Origin of the sequence: Terriglobus saanensis SP1PR4 (assembly GCF_000179915.2) — a bacterium.
GTDB lineage: Bacteria > Acidobacteriota > Terriglobia > Terriglobales > Acidobacteriaceae > Terriglobus > Terriglobus saanensis.
Genome location: NC_014963.1, coordinates 2783776 through 2805126, shown reverse-complemented (window position 1 = coordinate 2805126; position 21351 = coordinate 2783776). Strand labels below are relative to the sequence as shown.

At 54.7% G+C, this 21351-nt stretch carries 17 protein-coding genes; 7 read left to right on the top strand and 10 right to left on the bottom strand.

The features are described 5' to 3' along the window. Positions 1-5 precede the first annotated feature (5 nt). Positions 6-1289 (bottom strand): SGNH/GDSL hydrolase family protein, encoded by a 1284-nt coding sequence (locus ACIPR4_RS11470; RefSeq protein ID WP_013568831.1) that lies wholly within the window; start codon positions 1287-1289, stop codon positions 6-8. A 597-nt stretch (positions 1290-1886) separates the two neighbouring features. Between ACIPR4_RS11470 and ACIPR4_RS11465 the strand changes: the two genes are divergently transcribed. The 5 genes from ACIPR4_RS11465 (at position 1887) to ACIPR4_RS21630 (ending at position 8377) form a co-directional block, all read left to right on the top strand. After that, positions 1887-3272 (top strand): neutral/alkaline non-lysosomal ceramidase N-terminal domain-containing protein, encoded by a 1386-nt coding sequence (locus ACIPR4_RS11465; RefSeq protein ID WP_013568830.1) that lies wholly within the window; start codon positions 1887-1889, stop codon positions 3270-3272. A 73-nt stretch (positions 3273-3345) separates the two neighbouring features. Further along, on the top strand, positions 3346-4443 hold the full coding sequence (locus ACIPR4_RS11460) for an alpha/beta hydrolase (RefSeq protein ID WP_013568829.1): 1098 nt from the start codon (positions 3346-3348) through the stop codon (positions 4441-4443). A gap of 14 nt (positions 4444-4457) precedes the next feature. Then, positions 4458-5753 (top strand): SGNH/GDSL hydrolase family protein, encoded by a 1296-nt coding sequence (locus ACIPR4_RS11455; RefSeq protein ID WP_013568828.1) that lies wholly within the window; start codon positions 4458-4460, stop codon positions 5751-5753. 60 nt (positions 5754-5813) lie between these two features. Beyond that, positions 5814-6851, top strand: coding sequence for a carbohydrate kinase family protein (locus ACIPR4_RS11450; protein ID WP_187290163.1), 1038 nt, complete (start codon positions 5814-5816; stop codon positions 6849-6851). Beyond that, positions 6848-8377, top strand: coding sequence for a glycoside hydrolase family 32 protein (locus tag ACIPR4_RS21630; RefSeq protein WP_013568826.1), 1530 nt, complete (start codon positions 6848-6850; stop codon positions 8375-8377). The genes ACIPR4_RS11450 and ACIPR4_RS21630 overlap by 4 nt, the downstream gene beginning before the upstream one ends. A 492-nt stretch (positions 8378-8869) precedes the next feature. Here ACIPR4_RS21630 and ACIPR4_RS11440 read toward each other — a convergent pair whose 3' ends face one another. Together ACIPR4_RS11440 and ACIPR4_RS11435 are read right to left on the bottom strand one after the other, a co-directional pair. Next, complete coding sequence (locus tag ACIPR4_RS11440; RefSeq protein ID WP_049780856.1) at positions 8870-9136, bottom strand: NAD(P)-binding domain-containing protein; 267 nt, start codon at positions 9134-9136, stop codon at positions 8870-8872. Positions 9137-9292: 156 nt separating this feature from the next. Further along, positions 9293-10027 (bottom strand): SDR family NAD(P)-dependent oxidoreductase, encoded by a 735-nt coding sequence (locus ACIPR4_RS11435; protein ID WP_013568825.1) that lies wholly within the window; start codon positions 10025-10027, stop codon positions 9293-9295. A 286-nt stretch (positions 10028-10313) separates the two neighbouring features. Here ACIPR4_RS11435 and ACIPR4_RS11425 point away from each other — a divergent pair, with 286 nt between their 5' ends. Then, complete coding sequence (locus tag ACIPR4_RS11425; protein ID WP_013568824.1) at positions 10314-11291, top strand: AraC family transcriptional regulator; 978 nt, start codon at positions 10314-10316, stop codon at positions 11289-11291. Positions 11292-11324: 33 nt separating this feature from the next. Here the strand turns inward: ACIPR4_RS11425 and ACIPR4_RS11420 are convergent, their stop codons facing one another. The 3 genes from ACIPR4_RS11420 to ACIPR4_RS11410 form a co-directional block, all read right to left on the bottom strand. After that, positions 11325-11726, bottom strand: coding sequence for a nuclear transport factor 2 family protein (locus ACIPR4_RS11420; RefSeq protein WP_013568823.1), 402 nt, complete (start codon positions 11724-11726; stop codon positions 11325-11327). A 73-nt stretch (positions 11727-11799) separates the two neighbouring features. Next, positions 11800-12519 carry an NADPH-dependent F420 reductase gene (locus ACIPR4_RS11415; protein WP_144312656.1) on the bottom strand — a complete coding sequence of 240 codons (720 nt, stop codon included), beginning with the start codon at positions 12517-12519 and terminating at the stop codon, positions 11800-11802. Beyond that, positions 12497-13249 (bottom strand): SDR family NAD(P)-dependent oxidoreductase, encoded by a 753-nt coding sequence (locus ACIPR4_RS11410; RefSeq protein ID WP_013568821.1) that lies wholly within the window; start codon positions 13247-13249, stop codon positions 12497-12499. The genes ACIPR4_RS11415 and ACIPR4_RS11410 overlap by 23 nt, the downstream gene beginning before the upstream one ends. A gap of 48 nt (positions 13250-13297) precedes the next feature. Between ACIPR4_RS11410 and ACIPR4_RS11405 the strand changes: the two genes are divergently transcribed. Continuing rightward, positions 13298-13978 (top strand): TetR/AcrR family transcriptional regulator, encoded by a 681-nt coding sequence (locus ACIPR4_RS11405; RefSeq protein WP_222829222.1) that lies wholly within the window; start codon positions 13298-13300, stop codon positions 13976-13978. Between the two features lie 584 nt (positions 13979-14562). Here ACIPR4_RS11405 and ACIPR4_RS11400 read toward each other — a convergent pair. From ACIPR4_RS11400 to ACIPR4_RS11385, 4 genes are all read right to left on the bottom strand, one after another. Next, the gene (locus ACIPR4_RS11400; protein WP_013568819.1) at positions 14563-16002 is read right to left on the bottom strand and encodes an efflux transporter outer membrane subunit; all 1440 of its coding nucleotides are present in this window, start codon (positions 16000-16002) and stop codon (positions 14563-14565) included. Continuing rightward, positions 15999-17177, bottom strand: a complete 1179-nt coding sequence (locus ACIPR4_RS11395; protein WP_245536311.1) for an efflux RND transporter periplasmic adaptor subunit — start codon at positions 17175-17177, stop codon at positions 15999-16001. The genes ACIPR4_RS11400 and ACIPR4_RS11395 overlap by 4 nt, the downstream gene beginning before the upstream one ends. Before the next feature lie 185 nt (positions 17178-17362). Then, positions 17363-20557, bottom strand: a complete 3195-nt coding sequence (locus ACIPR4_RS11390) for an efflux RND transporter permease subunit (RefSeq protein WP_013568817.1) — start codon at positions 20555-20557, stop codon at positions 17363-17365. A 108-nt stretch (positions 20558-20665) separates the two neighbouring features. Continuing rightward, positions 20666-21337 carry a TetR/AcrR family transcriptional regulator gene (locus ACIPR4_RS11385; protein WP_013568816.1) on the bottom strand — a complete coding sequence of 224 codons (672 nt, stop codon included), beginning with the start codon at positions 21335-21337 and terminating at the stop codon, positions 20666-20668. Positions 21338-21351: the final 14 nt, after the last annotated feature.

Here is a 21351-nt window from a genome sequence, read left to right as displayed (position 1 = left end):
GCAGGTCAATGCTTTGCCGCCGCCAGCTCGGATAGGTTGATCAAGTCCGCCATCGCTTTATAACCGGCTGGGTTTGGATGGATGTGATCACCGGAGTCGAAAGCGAGCCGCAACTTGGTGGGTCGGTCCGGATCTCGAACCAGCACATCAAAGTCCAGAACTCCCTCGAAGACTTTCGATGCGCGAATCCAGGAGTTTACCTTCACTCGTATTGCCTCCCCTTCTACATCGTACGAATTAGTTCCCTCGAAAGGCATGAGGGTTCCGCAAAAGACGCGGATGCCGTGGTCGTGTGCCCGCACCGCTATCTGTTGCAGCCCCTGAACGATCTCATCTGCCGAGACCTTTTGAGAGGCGAAGATATTCTCTCGGAGGTTTGCGTTTGGGATCTTCAACTCTGCCATCCTGACTCGCGGAAAGCCAATGTCGTTGATTCCCTCGAGAACAATCAGATTGGCGATCCCGGGATTGGAGAGCACATCCTGGTCGAAACGGGAGAGGGCACTGGCGCCGGCATCATCGTGCAAGATGCGGTTGCCACCGATGCCTTCATTGATCAATGCGGTCGCCCTACCCCCGTTTGCCTCAACCAAACGCCTTGCGAGTTGGTCTGGATAGTCGGCGTATTGCGCCGGGAGGTTGTTTGAACCTTCCGTGATGGAGTCGCCGAAGGCAACCGTGGTCGTCGTCGTCATGGGCTCCCACATTTCTAGCGCCGAAAGAAAGAACCACGCGGGTTTGATCTCCGCCTTCGGAAGCTCGAGGCTCGAGGTCATATTTCCGGGACCCGCAAGATACGAGTCGTGTTGAGGGCCTCGATGCCAGGTCGAGATATCGACGCTGGAGGGCAGGTAGAGGCTGATGGAAACTTCGGAGAGAGCTTTCACAGGCAGATCGATGGAATCGCTGATCGCCGGAGAGGCGGCTGGGATGCGGATCTCCGAACTGCCGCCGAATGTTACGACGCGGTCTGTACCGGGCACGATCTTCGATCCCGTATCGGTTAGTGCAACATGCACAGCTCCAATGTACAAAGCGGACGCACCATACGTGTTGGAGAGGCGGATGCGTAGCCTTTCTCCTCCAATCGACGGTCGAACCACCATTCGGAGGGTTCCTGCGATGGGGGCTTCCGCGGCGGCGGGAATGAATTTGAATGGAGCATATTGGGAAGCTCCCCAGACACTCACCCAATGCCCGTTCGCCTTTGGTTCCGCGGAGCTCGAAAGAGTGCTGCCGGCAAGCCACAAAATGACAGTAACAATTGCCGCACCTGCTGGTCTCAGCATGAGAGTCTCTCTTCCTATCCAAAGCGGGAATGATCGTAGACGGCGTACGCACGCGGACTTCGACTAGGTTCGCGACTCGTTGATTGTTATGCCCAATTACACTGTCCGTCAATCGATGAGTCAAAATTGTTGTATAGACAATTGCTCAACTTGATTGCGGTGGCTGCGCCGCTGGTACAAGTTTCGCATCTTCTTCCGACAGTGGTCGGCGATTCAAGAGGAAATTCCGGGTATAGCGTTACATTTGATCTCTAAATGCAGGGCTATTGCAACAGGCGGGGAGCCTATCGCGATGCAATGATGTTGTCATCGTTTCAATGAGGCTGGATCCGCAAGTGCTTCGAAAGTGATCGTCCGGAAGCCTTCGCGTTTTCCGTCTTCAATCGCGTTGGCTAGACAACTTATAGAAGAATATGGTCGATTAAGCTTTACTATTCTTCCCGAGATCGATTAAGGTGCATAGCGATCGTTCGTTGCAGATCAAAAGCATGGAAAGGCCCGGGCTGGAACGCTGTGACTCAGCGAATCGAGCCTCGGCAACAGACTCTATAAGCCGGTGCCCCGCAGTACTTCATAACTTGGTCGTTGGAGGAAAGAATGCGGCTCCGTATCATCATCGCGATTACTGCGTTACTACTGACCGCCGATCTGCACGCGCGCGCTCAGAGCACGGGCACTGGGCCTTTCAGAGTGGGAGCTGCAAAAGTCGACACGACTCCTACTCCGGACCGCCTTCCCAAGGATTATTTGGGAGTTCTGGACCACGTCTATTCGCGGGCAATCGTGATTGATAACGGCCGTACCAGCGTGGCACTCGTTAGCCTCGACGCCGGGGCGGTGCCGAATGGACTCTGGAAGAACGTCAGTGACCGCATCCAGAAGAATCTGGGAATCTCGGCAGTGAGTGTTTTGATCACCGCAACCCACAGCCATAGCGTGCCACTGGGATTTGCAAGACCCGGAGTCGAAGAGAACAACAGGTCTTTAGCCGTCTTTGAAGATCAAATTGTCGAATCGGTGAAGGTGGCGAAAGAGAAGCTACAGCCGGCGCAAATCAGCTTTGGCACAGGCCTGTCGTTCATCAATGTTCAACGCGACATCATTGATCGGGCTACGCACGGTTGGTGGGAGGGCGCTAATTACGGAGGAATTTCGGATAAAACCGTTGCAGTCATCAAATTCGAGACGTTGGATGGGCAGCCGATTGCCGTCTACTACAACTATGCCGTCCACGCAGTCATTACCGGCACACTCGACATGGTCAGCGGTGACATACCTGGAGCAACATCTCGCTACCTTGAGGGCCATTTTGGCGATAAGGTCGTGGCTCTGTGGTCTGAGGGAGCGTCCGGCGATCAGAACCCTATCTATTTCCAGCAGACATATGATCTGAGGGCGATTCGGATTAAAGAATTTGCAAAACGCGGAATAGATATCAGCAACTCGATGCCTCCCGGTGGACAAGGCCTGGACCGAAACGACCCAGAGGTACAGCGTCTGATGGACGAGCAGAAGCAAATGATTGGTTCGATGGGCCAGATGCTCGGGGAGGAGGTGCTTCGGGTGATGCGCGAGTCGAAGCGGTCTCACGCCGATGGCCGATTGCTGGGCAAGATACAGACTGTAAAGTGCCCGGGACGGGAGCGAACGGGCGAGGGCCGCGGCGGGATCGAGGGGACCTATAAGGACGGGCCTCCAATCGATATCAAGCTCGGCCTTTTGATGATCGATGACATTGCGATCGGCACCGTCGACGCGGAGGTCTACAACACGATAGCGCAGCGATTGAAGGCAGAGTCCCCTTATACAAAGACAATGATGGCAACTCTCACAAATGGAATGGCTCCTTCCGGATATATCCCCGACGACGCTTCGTATGGGCACTACACCTTTGAAGTGCTCTCATCACGGCTGAAGGCTGGATGCGCGGAGACTGCGATAGTGGATGGCATCATCCAGATGATGCCGAGGATTGAATATTGATCGCTCGATTGCGATTTCGGGTGCTTCGCCGCAACAGAACGTGTACCAAAGAGCTGCTGAAAGGATGCTTTCCATGGGAAAGTTGAGTCGAGCTTTAGGTGTGGGTGTCTACGTATCGCTCGTGGCGGCAGCCAGCATCTTCGCGCCGGCGCAGAGCACTGCGGGCAGCGTTCGACCCGATGGAACCGTGGTTATTAACGACCTTCCGGTCCCTATCTCCAGTTCGTTGAGTCCGGAGGCTCACGCTTACATGCTCCATCTGCTCGTGGATAAGCCCTTCTCTGAAGGACCGAGCGAATCCGACATCAAGGCACTGCGCGCCTTCCAAGACAAAATCATGAACGGATTTCTGCAGCCGATACGTTCGAGGTATCAGGTCGACATTGAACACAAGACCGTTGCAGGTGTCTACACAGATATAGTTACGCCGAGCGATGGAATAGCACCTAAGAACAAAGACAAGGTGCTGCTGAATGTCCATGGCGGCGGATTCATTACAGGGGCGCGAACTGCCGGCCTCGTGGAGTCTGTTCCGATCGCAGCAATTGAAAAGATCAAGGTTGTTACGATCAACTATCGGATGGGCCCTGAATTTAAGTTTCCTGCCGCTAGCGAGGATGTTGCTGCTGTTTACGCTGAAATTCTCAAGGAATACTCGCCGCAGCATATTGGCCTCTACGGCTGCTCCGCTGGTGGCATGCTGACGGGGATGTCGATTGCTTGGTTTCATGCGCACCATTTACCCAATCCAGCCGCTGTAGGCGTTCTATGTGCCGGACTGGGTGAGATGTTTGTCGGCGACGCTCCACGACTCGCGGGCCCTTTGAATGGGATGTCGACGCCTGGGGCATCGGCTAACAAAACAGGCGGGCCGCGGCCTACTCTCGCCTATCTGAGTAACGCGAATTCCAAAGATCCTCTTGTCTATCCACTGAACTCAACTCTGCTCCTGGCTAGGTTTCCGCCGACGCTCTTTGTAACGAGCACTCGAGGATTTGAATTTTCATCAGTACTTGAAGCGGACAACGCTCTTGTGCGGCAGGGAATCGAGACCGAGCTACATGTGTGGGATGGATTGCCCCATGCGTTCTGGTACAACTCGAGTCTTCCCGAGTCGAGGGAAGTATACGATGTGATCGCTCGATTCTTCGATTCGCATCTTTCGAAGTGACGTTAGAGAGGAATATGCGGACACCTATATTAAGACTGGTCATTCTTGTTTCTACCGTTGGACTCCTCGGGATCAACGTATGGGCTGCGGAGAAGAAGATACAGGAGGATTGGGTGAGTGCCTGGAGCACGGCGGTTCATGAACCGTTGGCCTTTCCCGGGCTCCCACCTACTCCAGTTTTCGACAATCAAACGATCAGAATGATCGTGCGGCCAGCAATCGGGAGCGGGCGTGTACGCATCCGGTTTTCGAATGCATATGGAGCGTCTGTCCTGGAGATCGGAGCAGCACATATCGCTGTTGTGGAACACGGTTCGGCGATCATTCCTGCGACGGATCGTGTCTTGACGTTTGGCGGATCGGCATCGGTCAAGGTTCCACCGGGGGCACCCATACTGACCGACCCCGTCGATTTGAAGATTTCTCCATTCACGGAGCTCGCAATCACGATCTTTCTTCCCCATCCGATGTCGGCAACTACTACCCATTTCTGGGCACAGCATGAGACTTACGTCTCAGGCCCGGGTGACTTCACTGGCAGCGCCGAAATACAAAATGCTTCCGTTACAACGGCCTGGTACTGGTTGGCTTCTGTTGAAGTCCCGGCTGCCAGCTCGTTTGCGGCAGTTGTGACGTTTGGCGATTCGATTACGGACGGAGTTGGAGCCAAGCAGGGTCAATATGAAGATTGGCCCGATCAACTTGCCAAACGTCTGTCAGGTATCGCCGTTCTCAACGAGGGGATTGGAGGAAATCGCATTCTTCATGACGGCGCGGGAGTGAGTGCGCTGGCGCGTTTCGACCGGGATGTACTTGCACAGCCTAGTATCACGAGCATGATTGTTCTCGAAGGCATCAATGATATCGGGTGGCCGCACATGAAGCCGCCCGCGCCCAAGAATGGCGCACCACTACAAACGTCTCCCTTCGCCGGCGAGACCGTGACCTCGAAAGATCTCATTGTTGGGCTGCGTCAGCTGATCGATCGCGCCCACCAACATGGAATCCGGGTCTTCGGCGCAACCCTGACGCCTTATGAAGGGGCGGGCTATTTCAGTCAGGATGGGGAGACTGTGCGGCAGGAGGTGAATCAATGGATCCGCTCAAGTGGGGCGTTTGATGACGTCATGGATTTCGATGCGGCAGTTCGTGACCCGAGGCATCCATCTCGATTCCGCGAAGAATATCAATCCGGCGACTATCTTCACCCAAGCGCCGCAGGCTACAGGGCTATGGCCGCTGCGATCGACATCGAAGCACTGCGGACAGAGCCGCATCAAGTGCCTGTTGCCAAGACTTCAAAGAAGTAGAGAGGAATATGACGCTGCAACGTCAACACTTTCCGATAGTTCTTGAAGACAGCACGTGCCATGGTCGATTGGCTGGTGCAGGCCCGTTTCCAACGGATTTCACTCCGAGGGTTTTTCATGAGTAAGCCAGTCCTAATGGTCGGTTTGGGAGAACTGCTGTGGGACCTCTTGCCGTCAGGTCGAGTAATGGGTGGCGCCCCTGCGAATTTTGCATATATGGCAAGCGTGCTTGGTGATCGTGGTGTCGTGGCGAGTCGCGTTGGCAGGGACGCCTTTGGACGTGAAGCGTGCGAGGTCCTGGCGAAGCTTGGCTTGACGACCAGTTATATCCAGCACGATGACGCTCATGAAACCGGAAGCGCAAGAGTCTCACTCGATCTGGAAGGTTTGCCGACATTTACGATCAAGGAGGCAGTTGCGTGGGACTTTCTTGAACAGTCCCTCATATGGAAAGAACTGGCAGAACAGGCTGATGTCATTTGCTTTGGGACCCTCGCCCAACGGTCGCCGATTTCCTCGACTACGATCGACCAATTCCTCAGCGAGACGAGGGAAACAACACTCCAGATCTACGATGTAAATCTGCGTCAATCGTTCTTCAGTGTAGAAACCCTGGAAAGGTCTTTTCACCACGCAGATATTGCGAAACTTACCAACGAAGAGCTTTTGCGGGTTTCATCGCTCTTTGCGTTTCATGAGGCCGACGAAGTCGTATTGGCAAGACGCCTGCTGCGGCGGTTCGCATTGCGACTGGTCTGCATCACCCGCGGCGCCCATGGAAGTCTGTTGGTCTCCGAAAGGGAAGCGGTGGAACATGGTGGCTTCGCTGTAGATGTTGTGGACACCGTAGGAGCTGGTGACGCCTTTACCGCGTGTTTGGCCCATTACTTCGTTCGTGGTTGTGCGCTCGGAGAGGTTAGCGAGGCGGCGAATCGGTTCGCATCTTGGGTTACGACACAGGTTGGAGCAACTCCACGGCTTGACCCTGCATATCTCCAACAAATCTTGGGACATGCGCCCGGGACAGCGAGAACGCTCGTGACTCCGAAGGATTTGGGCCCGAGATCCGATCAAGATAACCGAGAGATCGAAATATGAAAACCAATGTCACTCGCCGCGAGTTTCTTAGGACCGTTACCATTGCATGTCTACCGGCTGCAAGTCCTCTGGCCGCCCTTGTGTCCGGCGCTCCGCCGGAGTTCCCGACAGCTTCCCGACTCTCCAAGGATCCACGTCGGCCTCAATTTCATCTATTGCCGACGCATAACTGGATGAATGACCCAAACGGCCCAATCTACTTTGCTGGGAAGTACCACATCTTCTTTCAGTACAACCCGGAAGCAGCAATCTGGGGCAATATGAGCTGGAACCACGCAATCTCGGACGATATGCTCCATTGGAAGAACTATCCTGTGGCCTTCACGATGACTCCGGGAGGCGCGGACGCTGCGGGGTGCTTCTCCGGATCGGCGATTCTTGCCGATCATGAGGGGAAACCACGGGTATGCGCAATCTATACAGGTGTGGTCAAAGACAAAGACCACGAGACGGTTCGGAACGAGGGGCTGCGTGAGTCGCAATGTCTCGCATGGTCCGAAGATCCGATGTTGATGCAGTGGACCAAAGTGTCGAAGCCGGTGATACCGCACCCACCGGATGGGCTGGCTATTACTGGATTTCGGGATCCGTCGATCTGGAAACAGGGAGATGACTATTTCCTGATGGTAGGTTCCGGGATGGAGAAGGTCGGCGGCTGCGTTCTGCTCTATCGATCGAAGGACCTGCTGAACTGGAAATATCTTCATCCGCTCGTCAGTGGTGTGTGGAATGGTGCCTACACACGAAATCCGGTTGGAGATGGAGAGATGTGGGAATGCCCAGACTTCTTTCCTCTGGACGGGGGACACGTTTTGATCTACTCCTCAATGGGCAAAGTCATTTGGCAATCTGGCGTGCTTAACCAGACAACCATGAGGTTCGAGCCAAAGAAGAGCGGATTACTCGATCTCGATGCTTTCTATGCGCCGAAGACGCAGCTTGATGCCCACGGGCGTCGCATCTTATGGGGATGGATTCCCGAACGCCGCTCACAGGCAGAGATGATCGAAGCTGGTTGGTCGGGCATGATGAGTTTGCCGCGGGTGCTGAGCCTTGATCGTGATGGCACGCTTCGAATGGAAGTGCTGCCAGATGCAATAAATCTGCGAGACGAATCGATCCCAAGGAAGCAAACAGAACCAAGTCTTTCGGTCGTCCTCGCTGATGCAACGGGTGAATTCTTGTGCACCGGGAAACGAGACACGGATATGAGGCTTTCCGTAATGTCCGGATCTGTCGCATTGGTTGAGATGGAATATTCTTCCAAACGGCACGCTTGGTTAGTGGAAGGAAAAAGCATTGTTCTCCAGCCTTCGGATACCCCGAGCCTGCATGGTTTCGTCGACGGCTCCGTCATAGAGGTGATCCTCAGCGAGCGCGTTGGATATACCAAACGGTTCTACTATCCGAGCGTCACCGCTCCCGACATTACAATTCAAGTAAGCGGCGCAGTTCACACTTTGAACGGTTGGAAGATCTCGCCGATTTCAGATGACCGACTTTCGACCGATACCGCTCTCACCTAAATCACTCGACCTCTGTGGGTTATGGGACTATCAGCGACACACTCCCTGGCTCTGATCCTCGTGCCTTTCAATTTGCCTTGAAGCTCAGCTACTAGGGCGCTACTGCTCGTGTTCGTCTGACTGAAGATTCCCGAGTCAGGCGAACATTCTTCTTCGTTATGCATATCCGATAGGCCGAGTCTGATACATCGGTGTCCCAAGGAGACGGGGAACACGGGTTCTTCTTGCTCCCCCGTGATCGCTGGCAATCAATCATTCAACGAAGTGTGATGCGCTGATGGCCACGAAGAACTGAATGGCTAACGGATTTGTGGGTGGCGGCTGGTGAATGAAATTTAAGAATCCGTTCAAGCCAAAGACCGTGAACAACATGCCAAGCAAATACACGCAATCGTCGAAACAATCTTCATAGGGACTACTCCTTCAAGGCTTCGAGCGTGCGTCAGCACGGCGTCGAGATATGGCGCAAGAAACGCGCCGCGGTTCACAACTTCAATACGGAAGGAAACGCATTCGAAAGACAACTCGATGTCCGCCCTCGACGACCGGATTGGTAGCCAGGGTGGCCGCAATCAGGTGATTAAAACCTTTCACGAGCTTGGCGCCAGTGAACGCCTTCTCGACGAAGGCGGAGGACGGGAGGCCGTCCAACTCCTCAGGCGGGCGGCGGCTCGCGACGGTCACGTCGATGTTGTTACGGGCGAAGGCGTGGGCGAGGGCCTGGCCTATCTTCCCGAATCCTACAATCGCGTAGCTCATGATGTTTCTCCGATACATGTGATGTTGCTATTGACTCCACGGCCTTCAACCGCCGTGAACTTAAGTTCCGTTCGGTGGTGACCTTCCGTAAACGTCCCGCGGTAAACCACTTTGCGGGCGGCCGGAAGGCCAGCCACTAGCCGAGGTGTGCAGACGTTAGATGGCCGTCATGCCGCCGTCGACGAACAGCTCCTGTCCGTTCACGAAGCTGGAGTCGTTCGAAGCAAGGAACAGCGCGACCGTCGCGACTTCCTCAGGTTGTCCCATCTTTCCCCGCGGGATTAGGGATTCGAAATACACCTTCGCTTCCGGGGTAAGAACTGCTTCCTGCATCGTTGTGGCAATAGCACCGGGAACCAGCAGGTTCACCCTGATCTTTCTCTCCTTGAGTTCGTTGAGCCAAGTGCGCGCAAAGGAGCGCAGTGCTAACTTGCTCGCCGCATACACTCCAAAACCAGGGAAACCTTTCGCCGCAGCATTGGACCCGGTCATGAAGATTGATCCACCATCGTTGAATAGCGGCAACGCTTTCTGCACCGTGAAGAGGGTCCCGCGCACGTTCAGGTCGAAGGTCTTATCGAAGTGCTCCTCGGTGATCTGGCCCAGCGGGACAGGCTCGCCGATGCCAGCGCTCACGAACAGAACGTCGATCTTGCCCTTCTCCCGCTTGACCGTCTCGAAGAGGCGGTCGAGGTCGTCGAGATTGGCCGCGTCACCTTGTACGCCGGTTACATTCCGACCGATTGCCTTCACGGCCTTATCGAGCGTCTCTTGCTTCCGGCCCGTGATGAAAACGTAGGCACCCTCTTCAACAAACAGTTTGGCGCTCGCCAACGCCATGCCGTCGGATCCACCCGTAATGACTGCAACCTTACCTTCAAGCTTTCCCATAAGTACTCCTTTGATTGATGTCTAGCGTTCGGTACACTTGAGTAGAGTGCTTTGGCGGTGGACGAGAACTGCTCGGGAGTCCAGATATTTTGTCTGTTCGTCCAAAAAAGAGGGCAGAACCGAGCTGTCTTGCATCTTTTAGTTGAGCTGCGCGGCTCGATGAAAAGCAGTGTAGAAGTTGTGACGCTTCCGCTCCATGATGCCGCGCTTGTCCGACTAGCAAAGCTGTGCAGTTTCATGCAGTTCTCACAGAACACGATGGCTTTCAAAGCAGATGGAGTCTAAGTTGGACCCGATAACAGACATCTTCAGAACGATGCACGTAACCGCAGTCGGTCTGCACAGGCTGGAAGCCACAGCCCCGTGGGGAATAAAACAGGAACAGCAGACCGAAGAAAATGTCACACCTGCCGACAAGAAGATGACTCCCACCGATTTGGTGCACTTCGCCATGCTGTCGCGCGGCAACTGTTGGCTGAGCGTCGAAGGGATTCCAGACCCGATTCCGCTCACCGGTGGCGATTGCTTTTTACTGGCTAAGGGGACTTCGATTGTTTTGCGCGACAGTCCGCGAACACGGCCGAGCTTGAGTTTCCGCGAGATGGGGGTCAAAGCTGACAACCATGTCATTCATCATGGTGGGGGTGGCGCACTAACGACGATCGTCTGTGGGGCCTTCAGTTTCGATCGCGCCAGCCTGAAGCCGGTTACGAAGTTATTGCCGAGCTTCATTCTGATGAAGGCCGATCAGGCACGCACGCTTGCTCTTCACATGACAATGCAGGCGCTGGCATCAGAAATGGCAGACCAGGCACCGGGATCTGAAGTCGTCGCGACTCGGCTAGCCGAGATTCTGTTTATCCATGTACTCCGGGCGCATATCGCGTCGAGACCGGAACGCAACAAAGGATGGCTTCGTGCTGTTTTCGATCCGCAAATGGGCACTGCCCTAAGTGCCATTCACGGCAGAGTGAATACGCCTTGGACGGTCGAATCCCTGGCCGAAGCGGCGGGCATGTCTCGCTCCGCATTCGCAGCACGTTTCAAAGAGCTACTCGGACAAACACCGCTGGAATACGTAACCGAGTGGCGGATGCAGAAGGCGATGCAGTTACTCGAACAGCGCGACAAAAAGCTCATCGATGTTGCTCGGTCGGTCGGTTATGAGTCCGACGCTGCATTCAGTAAGGCGTTCAAGCGAGTTGTCGGAGCCAACCCTGGGGAATACCTCAGACGTGGTTTTGAAGACAACGGTCATGCATGAATCGCGGAAGGACTCTGATCATAGGCGGCAGGTTCATGAGGTCTCGGAAGCCCGCGCCAGTGCTTGGGTGTCGACGTACTCTCGGACCTTCGTCAATTTGCCATTTTGAACGAAGATGTCGAAGACCCAATGGTCTTCCCACTTCTTGTTCGTGGCTTTGATTCTTCCCGTCGCCAAGCCGACTACAAGGACCCGGTCTCCCTGTGCTATGAACTCGGGCGGCTCTGGAAATGAAGTTTCCACGGTGTCGTTAGCTTGTTGAAGTAGATTCTCCAGTCCAGCATGCCCCCGGTGCGTGCCGGCAAGCGGCCAGTTCTTGCCCGGAATGATCCACTCGATATCTTCGTCAGCTAATGCCAGCAAAGCGTCTTTATCGCGGCCCTCAAGGGCCGCAAGAAAATCTTTCACAATCTGGACATTCTTCTCGAGACTCATCGGAATCTCCCCTTTCTACATCAGGCGTCCGATCTGATCGAACGTCTTGGAAATAGCTCGCGTGACCAATTGATTACGGCTGCTTCTTGAACAGATCCTGGAAGATAAGCGGACCCCAGACCTGGCCGCGTGCGCTCACCAACGCGCCGCCCTCGTTGAGCTTTCCCAGCTTGACGGGAGCGAAGCCGAGTTGTTTCGCCAGATCCACCACGGGAGCGAATGCGTCTTCGCCGTCGCTCGAAAGAAAGACGACGCGATGCCCACCCTCTACGATCGGGTCGGTAGCCAGTTTGGCCGCACCCAGGTGATTGAAGCCCTTCACCAAGTTGGCGCCGGTAAACGACTTCGCCACGAAGGCGGAGGAAGTGAGACCGTCCAACTCCTCCGGTGGGGTTGGAAACGAGTTCATCGCATCGATGATGGTCTTGCCGTTCCAACTTGGCAGGGCTTTCGCCATCTCGCGATGCTCCCCGAACGGTATCGCCAGGATGATCGTGTCGGCCTGAAGCGCGTCCTGCAGCGACTTGGCGACGACGGTGTGCCCAATCTCCCGGGCCTGTGGTGCCAATTCTTCGGGCGACCTGCGGCTTGCAACGGTCACGTTTATGTTTTTACGAGCGAAGGCGTGAGCGAGAGCCTGACCGATCTTTCCGAAACCTACGATTGCATAGCTCATTCTGTTCTCCGATCTGGGGTTTAAACTAAAGGTTTGAGAAGCGTGATCCCAGGACTGGCGGAGATGGAGTGCCAGCCCCGGAACCGCGCCGAGATTAGACCTGCGCCATGCCTCCATCGACAGCGAGATCCGCGCCGGTGATATAGGAGCTTTCATCGGAAGCGAGAAACACCACAGCGGCGGCGATTTCCTCGGGCTTGCCTCTGCGACCCATTGGAATCTGCGAGGTGAACTGGGCGACTGCTTGCTCAGCCTGTTCAGCGGTGAGGCCCGTCGTCGTCGCTAGGGCCGGGGTTTCGATTGCTCCCGGGCTCATGCAATTCACGCGGATGTTGCGGTCCTTCAGCTCCATCGTCCAACCGCGCGCGAAGTTGCGCACAGCCGCCTTGCTCGCGGCGTAGGCGGTAAAGCCTGCGAGACCCTTCACGTTTGAGACAGAAGAGTTGAGGATAATCGAGCCGCCGTCTTTGAAGAGGGGAAGGGCCTTCTGCACCGTGAAGAACATTCCCTTTACGTTCACGTCGAAGGTCTGGTCGAAATGCTGCTCTGTCGCCGTCGCGAGCGGTGCGATCGTACCCGCGCCCGCGTTCGCAAAGAGTATGTCGATGTGACCGTGCTTCTCTTTCACAATGGCATAGAGGCGGTCCAGATCTTCCAGGCGCGAAACGTCGCCTGTAACCGTTGTAACGTTTTTCCCGATGAGGGTGACTGCTTCCTTCAGCTCCTTCTCACGTCGCCCAGTGATCACTACGTGGGCGCCTTGTTCTACGAAGCGCTTGGCCGTGGCCAAGCCAATCCCGCTGCTTCCGCCTGTGATTACCGCAACCTTACCTTCAAGCTTTCCCATAATGACTTCCCTTGATCGCTGTTCTTCTTGTGTTTCCTGAATGCATGCATGAGCTGTATCATTCAGGAAGCATCTGGAGCAGCGATCCATTTGCTTATCTTCAGTATGTGGATCGGTGATCCATTTGTCAAGGAGTCCATGAGAGCTGATGCCAGAAAGAATTACAGCCACGTACTTGCAGTGGCGCGCGACGTCATCGCCGAGCACGGTGTCAATGCGTCCATGCGCGATATCGCCCGTCGCGCCGGCGTCGGATTAGCCACGCTGCTTCGTCACTTCCCGACGCGAGAAGCCCTATACGAAGCGTTGCTTTGCACCAATCTGGACGCACTGACGCAGAAGGCAGGCGAACTTGAAACGGCGAATTCACCTGACGAAGCGCTCTTGTCCTGGTTTCGCGAATGGGTGGAATTCACCCAAAGCTATAAGGGCGTTGTCACCCTGATGGCGGCCGCCCACACGAACCCGGACTCCGCTCTTTATGCTTCATGCGCAGCGATCCACTCAGCAAGCGCGCGACTACTGCTCCGCGCTCAGGCCGAAGGAACGGCGCACGCTGATATGAATGGGGACGATCTGTTCGCCTTGATGGCTGCGCTTGGCTGGGCGGTCGACCAACCCTCATTTGCGCCGCGGGCCGATCATCTCTTTCACATCATCGCGAATGCCATCCTGACTAGCGGATCGCTCGAGATAACCTTGGCGACGGACTCCGGCTTAACCTTGTGAAGCCGGCTTTATCGCCGCGCTGGCGCATACGAGGCAAGCAGGGACACGATAAACATGAACAGACTGACGCTGGCAAGGATGAGCGGGTCGGCTGGATGCGCACCATAGAGCAGGGTTTGTACAAAACGGCCCAGGCTTAAAGCCAGCGCCAGCCCAAGGATGATTCCAGGAGTGGTCAGGCCTTGGGATCGGCGTCTTCAACTCTGAACTACGACGTCTATGACACAGGATATTCAGCGATACAGACCATCTGCGTAAGAAATAACACCATACCTCCGTACAGTGCTGGACGGCAATACGTGGATCACACCAGCAATGGGCAACTTGTACTCTTCCGCGCCTCCCCGCTCCCTGTAGCAACGTCCCCGAACCTTCAGGGCCATTCTTTATAAGGGACTGCTGCCCCAAAATGAAGCGCGCCGGCCAACACGAACAGGTTTTGCTCCAAACGGTGGATACAGTCGGTGAATGTGCCCTTTCACCATGCCGTTGCTCGAGGGCATCCTTTCTGCGGGATCTATAGCGTTCTCAATATCAAACAGGCTGCAAAAGAATCTACTCCGGTGCAAAGTTCATGACAGGCCCTAGTTCTTAGGCAGGAGGGCACTATCCCATCCGCCTCCCAGCGCGATTTGCAACTGTGCGCTTGCAACGATTCTCCGAGCGGTCAATGCTGCCGCAGCACGCTCATCATTCAGCTCAATCGTTTGGTTCGTTAGCACTTCAAGATACTGAGCGAGGCCTCGCTTATACCGCATCATGGAGAGGTCCGTGCTTCTCTTCGCCGCTGCCACCGCTCGATCTTGTACAGTGGCCTCGTCTGCCAATACGCGGAGTGCTGCAAGTTGATCTTCTACATCGCGGAATGCAGAGAGGACCTGCTGTCTGTAGAGCGCGGCTGCTTGTTCGCGTTGAGCGATCGCAAAATCTACCTGGGCTCTTCGACGACCTCCGTCGATAAGCACTTCATTCACGCTTGGACCAGCGCTCCATAAGGCGCTACCGGCGTTGAATACATCGCTGACCTGCGAGCTTTCAATGCCACCGTTAGCGCCCAGTACGACACTGGGATAGTAGGCAGATTTTGCTACGCCGATGAGCGCGTTCGACGATGAGATCAGGCGTTCCGAAGTTGCAATGTCCGGCCGACGTTGCAGTAGTTCGGAGGGAAGCCCTGTAGGGATACTCGGAGGATCGCCAACAAGCGGCAGCTCCGCAATATGAAAGCCGGTGGCTGGTATGCCTACCAGCACGGCGATCGCATCTTCAAATTGTGCGCGTTGTACGCCGAGGTCGATCAACTGCGCACGCGCTTCTTCAAGCTGCGCCTTTGCCTGCTCGACATCGCTTTCGGACGCGAGGCCACCCGTCAGCCGATCCTGTGTTAGCTTCAATGACTCAGAAAAAGCATCGATCGTCGACCGCAATAACTGCGACTGTAGATCAATCCCTCGTATCTGCAGATAGGTGACCGCCAGCATTCCTTGAAGGCTGAGCCGCGTACTTGCAAGATTGGCTGCGCTTGCCTGTGCATTCGCTGCACTTGACTCAATCTGTCTCCGAATGCGGCCCCAGAGATCCGGCTCCCATGAGATATTGAGAGGAATCAAAAAATCCCAATAATCATGCTGAGCATTTGCCGGTAGCAGGGGACGTGTATTTGAGATTCGGTTTCGACTCGCGAAACCACTCAGGGACACGGTTGGATAAAGGGAAGCCTTGTTCTCTCGAACCAGGTCGTGCGCTTGTTCATAAGCATGCAATGCCGCAGCAATATTCTGGTTGGCGGTGGCGCACTGTTGTTCGAGGGAATTCAGCTTTTCATCTTTGTAGATAGCCCACCATGAGCCACGATCGGCACCGTCCGCAGGCTCTGCTTCTGTCCAGTTTCCGTTGTGCCCGTTATCGGAATACGCAGGAGGGGCCGGCATGGCGGGAGCCTTATAGTTTGGGCCGACCTTGCATCCGGCGATTACCAGCAACCCTAACAGCGCAGCCATGCTCGATATACCCCGGGCACTCATCGTTTGTTCTCCGCCATCATTGGAGGCTTGGACGCGTTTGGATTCACCACGCGAACCTCTTCGCCCTCCGAAAGCGAATCTGAAGGATTGCCCACGATTGCTTGTCCGGGCTGCAATCCACTCAATACCTCGACGGTCGTACCAAAGTCGCGACCTGGAGTGACTCGAACCAGGTGCACATGATGATTCGCGTCGACTGTGGCAATCCGCATACCGTCCTGCTCCAGAAGAAGCGCATTGGCGGGAACGATCAGCGCTGGAGCCGCATGCGATACATGCAGGTGAACTTCGGTGTAGCTTCCTGGGAGCAGTTCTCCCGTCTTATTTTCAACATCCACTTCAGCAAGCAGTGTTCTGCTCGCCGGGTCTACCGCATCGGAGGTTCGCACGAGTCGTCCTGGGAAGCTACGGCCGGGGTATTGAGGTAGCGTCAATGTTGCGATGACGCCGCTCTTTGCATCGGGTGAATTGATCTGGGGTACGTTTACAAAAACGCGCAACACCTGGTTTGCCGAAATATCGAAGATCTCTTTGTTTCCGGTGATCGTTCCAGCGCCGGCAGTGGTTGTACTTCCAGTGCTCGAGATGAGCTGCCCAGTGTCGATATTTCGGGCCGTGACCACACCATCGAAGGGAGCTGTAATCTTTTCGAAGGATTGCAGTTCCTCGAGACGTTTCACATTCGCTTCGGCCGAGTTTACCTGCGTGACGCGGGCATCATACTGGCTCTTCGCATTGTCCGTGTCCTGCTGCGAAACTGCATTTTTCCCGATCAGATCTCCAAAGCGGTCTGAGGTTGTCTTCGCCAGCGCGGCATTGCTTTGTGCAGTAGCCAAGTCAGCCCGGGCCTGCATTAGCTGTTGGTCAAGCTCTGGCGTTTCGATCACAGCTAGAAGCTCTCCCTTACTTACACGACTGCCGATGTCGTGATACCAGGCTTTTACATAGCCGGTCGTTCGCGCGTAGATCGGCGCTAACGTGTAGGCCTGCATATTGCCAGGAAGCACGATCTCCTGGGCGGTCGATTGCATCACTGGTTGCTGCAACTCCACTGTCGGCGCAGCCATTGCATCGGTATACGTCTTCAAATTCGAGGCTGAATGTTTCCGTTTCAATACGCCGAGCGCGCCAAGGCCAACCGCCGCGATCAACACAAGAAGCACGAGTACGCCCAAGCCTCTGCGGGAAGTCCTCGGCCTCTCTTCTCGTAACTGCTCATAGCTGTGCACCTCGCTATACCTCGATCCTCCTTCAGGCTTCGCGTGTGCTTGTTGCGTTCTTTGTCTTTCGACGCTCATCGCTCGTTCCTCTTGCCGCTCATTTGCGCCAGTTTCCATATCTTCCGGTCTTCGTTGATCGCTCATGCGTTTGCCTCTGGGAGCTGTTCGTCTGTGGACGGTGAAGTAATGCCTGGATCGTTGCGGTGCATGAAGGAAAAGAAGACCGGTACGAACGTCAGGGTGCCAAAAGTCGCCAGCAGCAAGCCACCGATCACGGCGCGTCCCAGCGGTGCGTTTTGCTCACCTCCATCTCCGAGACCGAGCGCCATGGGCACCATTCCGATCATCATCGCGAGTGCCGTCATAATGACCGGGCGAAAACGCGTATAGCCCGCCGAGAGCGCTGCGTCCAGGGAATTTAATCCAAGCTCCATCTGCTCTTTTGCGAAACTCACCACAAGGATGGAATTAGCCGTAGCAACACCCACACACATAATGGCGCCCGTGAGTGCAGGGACGCTGATATGCGTCCCGGTGAGGAAAAGCAGCCACACGATACCGGCCAGAGCACCCGGCAGAGCCGTAATGATGATGAACGGATCAAGCCAGCTCTGGAAGTTCACTACGATCAAGGCATAGACCAGAACAATGGAAAAGAGTAGGCCAACGATAAGTCCGACAAACGATGTGCGCATCGTTTGTATCTGACCGCGCACGATGATCTCTGTGCCTCGCGGCAGATGTGCGTTGGTGTCCTTCACCAACGCATCAATCCGTGTTGCCACGGTTGCCAGGTCAGTGCCCTCCACTGAACCATAAATATCGATCACCGATCGGGCGTTGTAGTGACTGACTGTACCTTGTTCCATCCCGCGTTCAATGGATGCCAGATTGCGTAAAATCTGGGGTTGCTGGTTCGATCCATTGGTCGCAATAGGGAAGTTCTCGAGTTGGGAAAGGCTCTGTACATCGTATTGCGGCGTCTGCACAGCAATGTTATAGCTGACATGATTCTGCGGATTCAGATAGAACGTCGGCTGCGTCTGAAAGCTTCCGCTTAGACCGATCAACACATCTGTGGCGACATCCCTTTGGCTATATCCGACCTGTTGCGCCCGTGTCCTGTCTACATTGACGGTCCACTTGGGCAGGTTGAACGGTTGCTGGATTCGCAAGTCGGTTGTGCCCGGAATCCTGCTGATCTTCTGCATCATCTCTTTGGCAAGAGCCCGATTCTGTGTGAGCTGTTGTCCGACGACTTGAAGATCGATCTGTGCAGGCAAGCCAAAGTTAAGAATTTGGCTCACCATGTCCGTTGGAAGGTAATAGAATACCGTCCCCGGAAACTGTTGCGTCAGCCTGTTCCGCAGAGTATGCGTGTACTCACCTGTTGGCCGATGTTTTTCTGCGAGCGTGACCAGAATATCCGCGTCTCCCGTTCCCACAGTGGCCGAGTTTGAATACGACAGATTCAGTCCGGAGTACGGGATTCCAATGTTATCGATAACCGTACCAAGCTCATCGGCAGGGATGGTCTTGCGGATCGTGTCTTCGATCTGATCGCAAAGGCGAGCAGTATCTTCAATCCGCGTCCCGGTATGTGCTCTCACATGTAGCTTGAACTGTCCGCCGTCCACCGACGGGAAGAAATCCTGACCAAGCCATGGATAGAGCAACACAATGGATCCGACCCAGAAGGCCGCGATCGCGAAAAGAAAGGTGAGACGGTACTCAAGGCACAGGCTCAGTACACCGTGGTACCAGTTCCTCAGCTTCTCGAAGCTATGCTCAAACATGATCTGAAATCGGATAAAGGGATTGCGACTCTTTCCGACTGACTCCGCGCGATCATGTTCATGCCCTTTTAGAAGGTATTTCGCCATCGTGGGCACGATTGTGCGTGAGAGAAAGTAGGACGCAAGCATCGCGAAGACAACAGCTTCTGCCAGGGGTACAAACAGATACCGCGCTACACCACCGAGAAAGAACATTGGTACGAACACGATGCAGATCGAGATTGTCGACACAAAGGCAGGAACCGCGATCTGTGCCGCTCCGTCCAGAATCGCTTGCTCTACTTCTTTACCTTCTTCCAGATTTCGATTGATATTTTCGATCTCTACCGTGGCGTCGTCGACGAGAATACCCACTGCCAACGCAAGACCGCCCAGCGTCATGATGTTGATCGTTTCGCCCAGCGCTGACAGCATCAGCAGCGAACAAATGACCGAAAGCGGAATCGAAACCGCGATGATAACGGTCGATCTCCAACTCCCAAGGAATATGAGAATCATCGCCGCAGTCAAACAAGCAGCAATTAGAGCCTCGCGGACCACACCGCTAATGGCGGCCCTTACAAATACAGATTGATCTGAAATCGGCTTGATCTTGAGAGCGGCTGGCAACTGCGCGGCAATGGCTGGCAACTGCGCCCGCACATTCGCAATGATGTCCAGCGTAGAAGAGTCGCCGGTTTTCTGAACGGTCATTAAAGCTGCACGTTGTCCATCCACACGCACCACGTTGGTCTGTGGTGGAAAGCCATCTCGTACATTGCCGACATCACGTATATAGATCGTGGCACCGTTGACCGTCTTGATTGGAAGAGCATTCAGAGCCGCAATGGAGTTGGGGGCACTGTTAGTCTCTACCTGGTAATCGGTCGACCCTATCTTCACATCTCCCGCTGGCAAGATGATGTTCTGTGCGTTTACCGCGTTCACAACATCTGAAGGAGAAAGTCCATACGCTTGAAGTTTCGCAGTGTTGATGTCGACCTGGACCTGTCTCTGCTTTCCTCCATAGGGGAAAGGCATAGAGGCGCCCTGGACCGTTGCAAGCTGGGTCCTAATGAAATTCGTTCCGAAGTCGTACAACTGCTGTTCGCTGAGACCTGCACCCGAAAGCCCGAGCTGCAAAACCGGAACACTGGACGCGCTGTACTGAATCACTAGGGGAGGTGTTGTGCCCGGCGGATACTGTCGCAGCTGGGTTTGAGCAATTGCCGTCACTTGCGCCACGGCCTGCGAGATATTCACTGAAGGACGAAAGAAGATCTTTGTAACCGAGACCCCGGTCAACGTCTGCGACTCAGTGTGCTCAATATCATTTACCGTTGTGGTTAGATTGCGCTCAAACGGCAGAACGATGCGATCGCTCAACTCCCCCGGCGAAAGTCCCGCGTAACTCCAGACAACCGAGACCACGGGGATGTTGATATTCGGGAAAATATCGACCGGCGTGCGCAGCATCGCCACGGGGCCAACAATAAAGAGCAATAGCGAGAAGACGACGAAAGTATAAGGTCGCCTAAGCGCTAAACGGACAATCCACATCGAGGCTCCTTTAATGCGGGAGAGCTCTAGATACCGAGCCGAACGAGATACTAGACTATCCGTTCAGTAAATAGACGAACCTCACCGTGGAAGGGACTCAACGATATATCAGGTATTTTTCGCGATGGTTCTATTCGACAAGTTTTTAGATGTCTTATATTTATTATTTGCAGACACCTGAATGCCCCCGAATACGGCCTCCACCATGGCGTCCGAATCATGCTGGTTCAAAGATCCGTGACCTGCCAACAAACGAAAGATCATTGGGCCGTATATGAGGTCAAGAGCAATTTCGGAATCGACCTCTTTTCGAATCTCTCCACGCATTACGCCTCTTTGCCACATCACACGCACAGCGTCTCGTCGTGCATAAAGGAAACGTTCTCGAAATAAAGTGAGAAATGCGGGATCGCTTTGGCCTTCCGCAATAAACTGGCAGAAGAGCCGGCCAGAAGGCGACTTGTAAAAAGACATAACCGACTGTAACTGAAGGGTAAAATCCTTGAATGCGGAGCCCGTATCAGGCATGACGACGCGTTCTGCCATGCTGCCGAGATAGGCATCCAGGGCAACTAAACTTTTATTGGGCCACCACTTATAGATCGTCGCCTTGCTGACGCCAGCACTACGTGCAATCGCATCCGTCGTAATTTCCCGTAGCGATTTACGTTCCAACAAGTAGAGCGTCGCTTTGAGGATGGATGCTTCTGCCTCAAGACTTCTCTGTCGTCCGCGAGACTTATTCTCCTGTACAGGCAAAGATCCCGATCTTTTTTTCAAGTCCAACTCCTTCA

Bases quoted from the DNA above. Each gene is read 5' to 3' on its own strand.
- ACIPR4_RS11470 (WP_013568831.1), bottom strand. From the start codon at position 1,289: ATGCTGAGACCAGCAGGTGCGGCAATTGTTACTGTCATTTTGTGGCTT.
- ACIPR4_RS11465 (WP_013568830.1), top strand. From the start codon at position 1,887: ATGCGGCTCCGTATCATCATCGCGATTACTGCGTTACTACTGACCGCC.
- ACIPR4_RS11460 (WP_013568829.1), top strand. From the start codon at position 3,346: ATGGGAAAGTTGAGTCGAGCTTTAGGTGTGGGTGTCTACGTATCGCTC.
- ACIPR4_RS11455 (WP_013568828.1), top strand. From the start codon at position 4,458: ATGCGGACACCTATATTAAGACTGGTCATTCTTGTTTCTACCGTTGGA.
- ACIPR4_RS11450 (WP_187290163.1), top strand. From the start codon at position 5,814: ATGGTCGATTGGCTGGTGCAGGCCCGTTTCCAACGGATTTCACTCCGA.
- ACIPR4_RS21630 (WP_013568826.1), top strand. From the start codon at position 6,848: ATGAAAACCAATGTCACTCGCCGCGAGTTTCTTAGGACCGTTACCATT.
- ACIPR4_RS11440 (WP_049780856.1), bottom strand. From the start codon at position 9,136: ATGAGCTACGCGATTGTAGGATTCGGGAAGATAGGCCAGGCCCTCGCC.
- ACIPR4_RS11435 (WP_013568825.1), bottom strand. From the start codon at position 10,027: ATGGGAAAGCTTGAAGGTAAGGTTGCAGTCATTACGGGTGGATCCGAC.
- ACIPR4_RS11420 (WP_013568823.1), bottom strand. From the start codon at position 11,726: ATGAGTCTCGAGAAGAATGTCCAGATTGTGAAAGATTTTCTTGCGGCC.
- ACIPR4_RS11415 (WP_144312656.1), bottom strand. From the start codon at position 12,519: ATGGAGGCATGGCGCAGGTCTAATCTCGGCGCGGTTCCGGGGCTGGCA.
- ACIPR4_RS11410 (WP_013568821.1), bottom strand. From the start codon at position 13,249: ATGGGAAAGCTTGAAGGTAAGGTTGCGGTAATCACAGGCGGAAGCAGC.
- ACIPR4_RS11405 (WP_222829222.1), top strand. From the start codon at position 13,298: ATGAGCTGTATCATTCAGGAAGCATCTGGAGCAGCGATCCATTTGCTT.
- ACIPR4_RS11400 (WP_013568819.1), bottom strand. From the start codon at position 16,002: ATGAGTGCCCGGGGTATATCGAGCATGGCTGCGCTGTTAGGGTTGCTG.
- ACIPR4_RS11390 (WP_013568817.1), bottom strand. From the start codon at position 20,557: ATGTGGATTGTCCGTTTAGCGCTTAGGCGACCTTATACTTTCGTCGTC.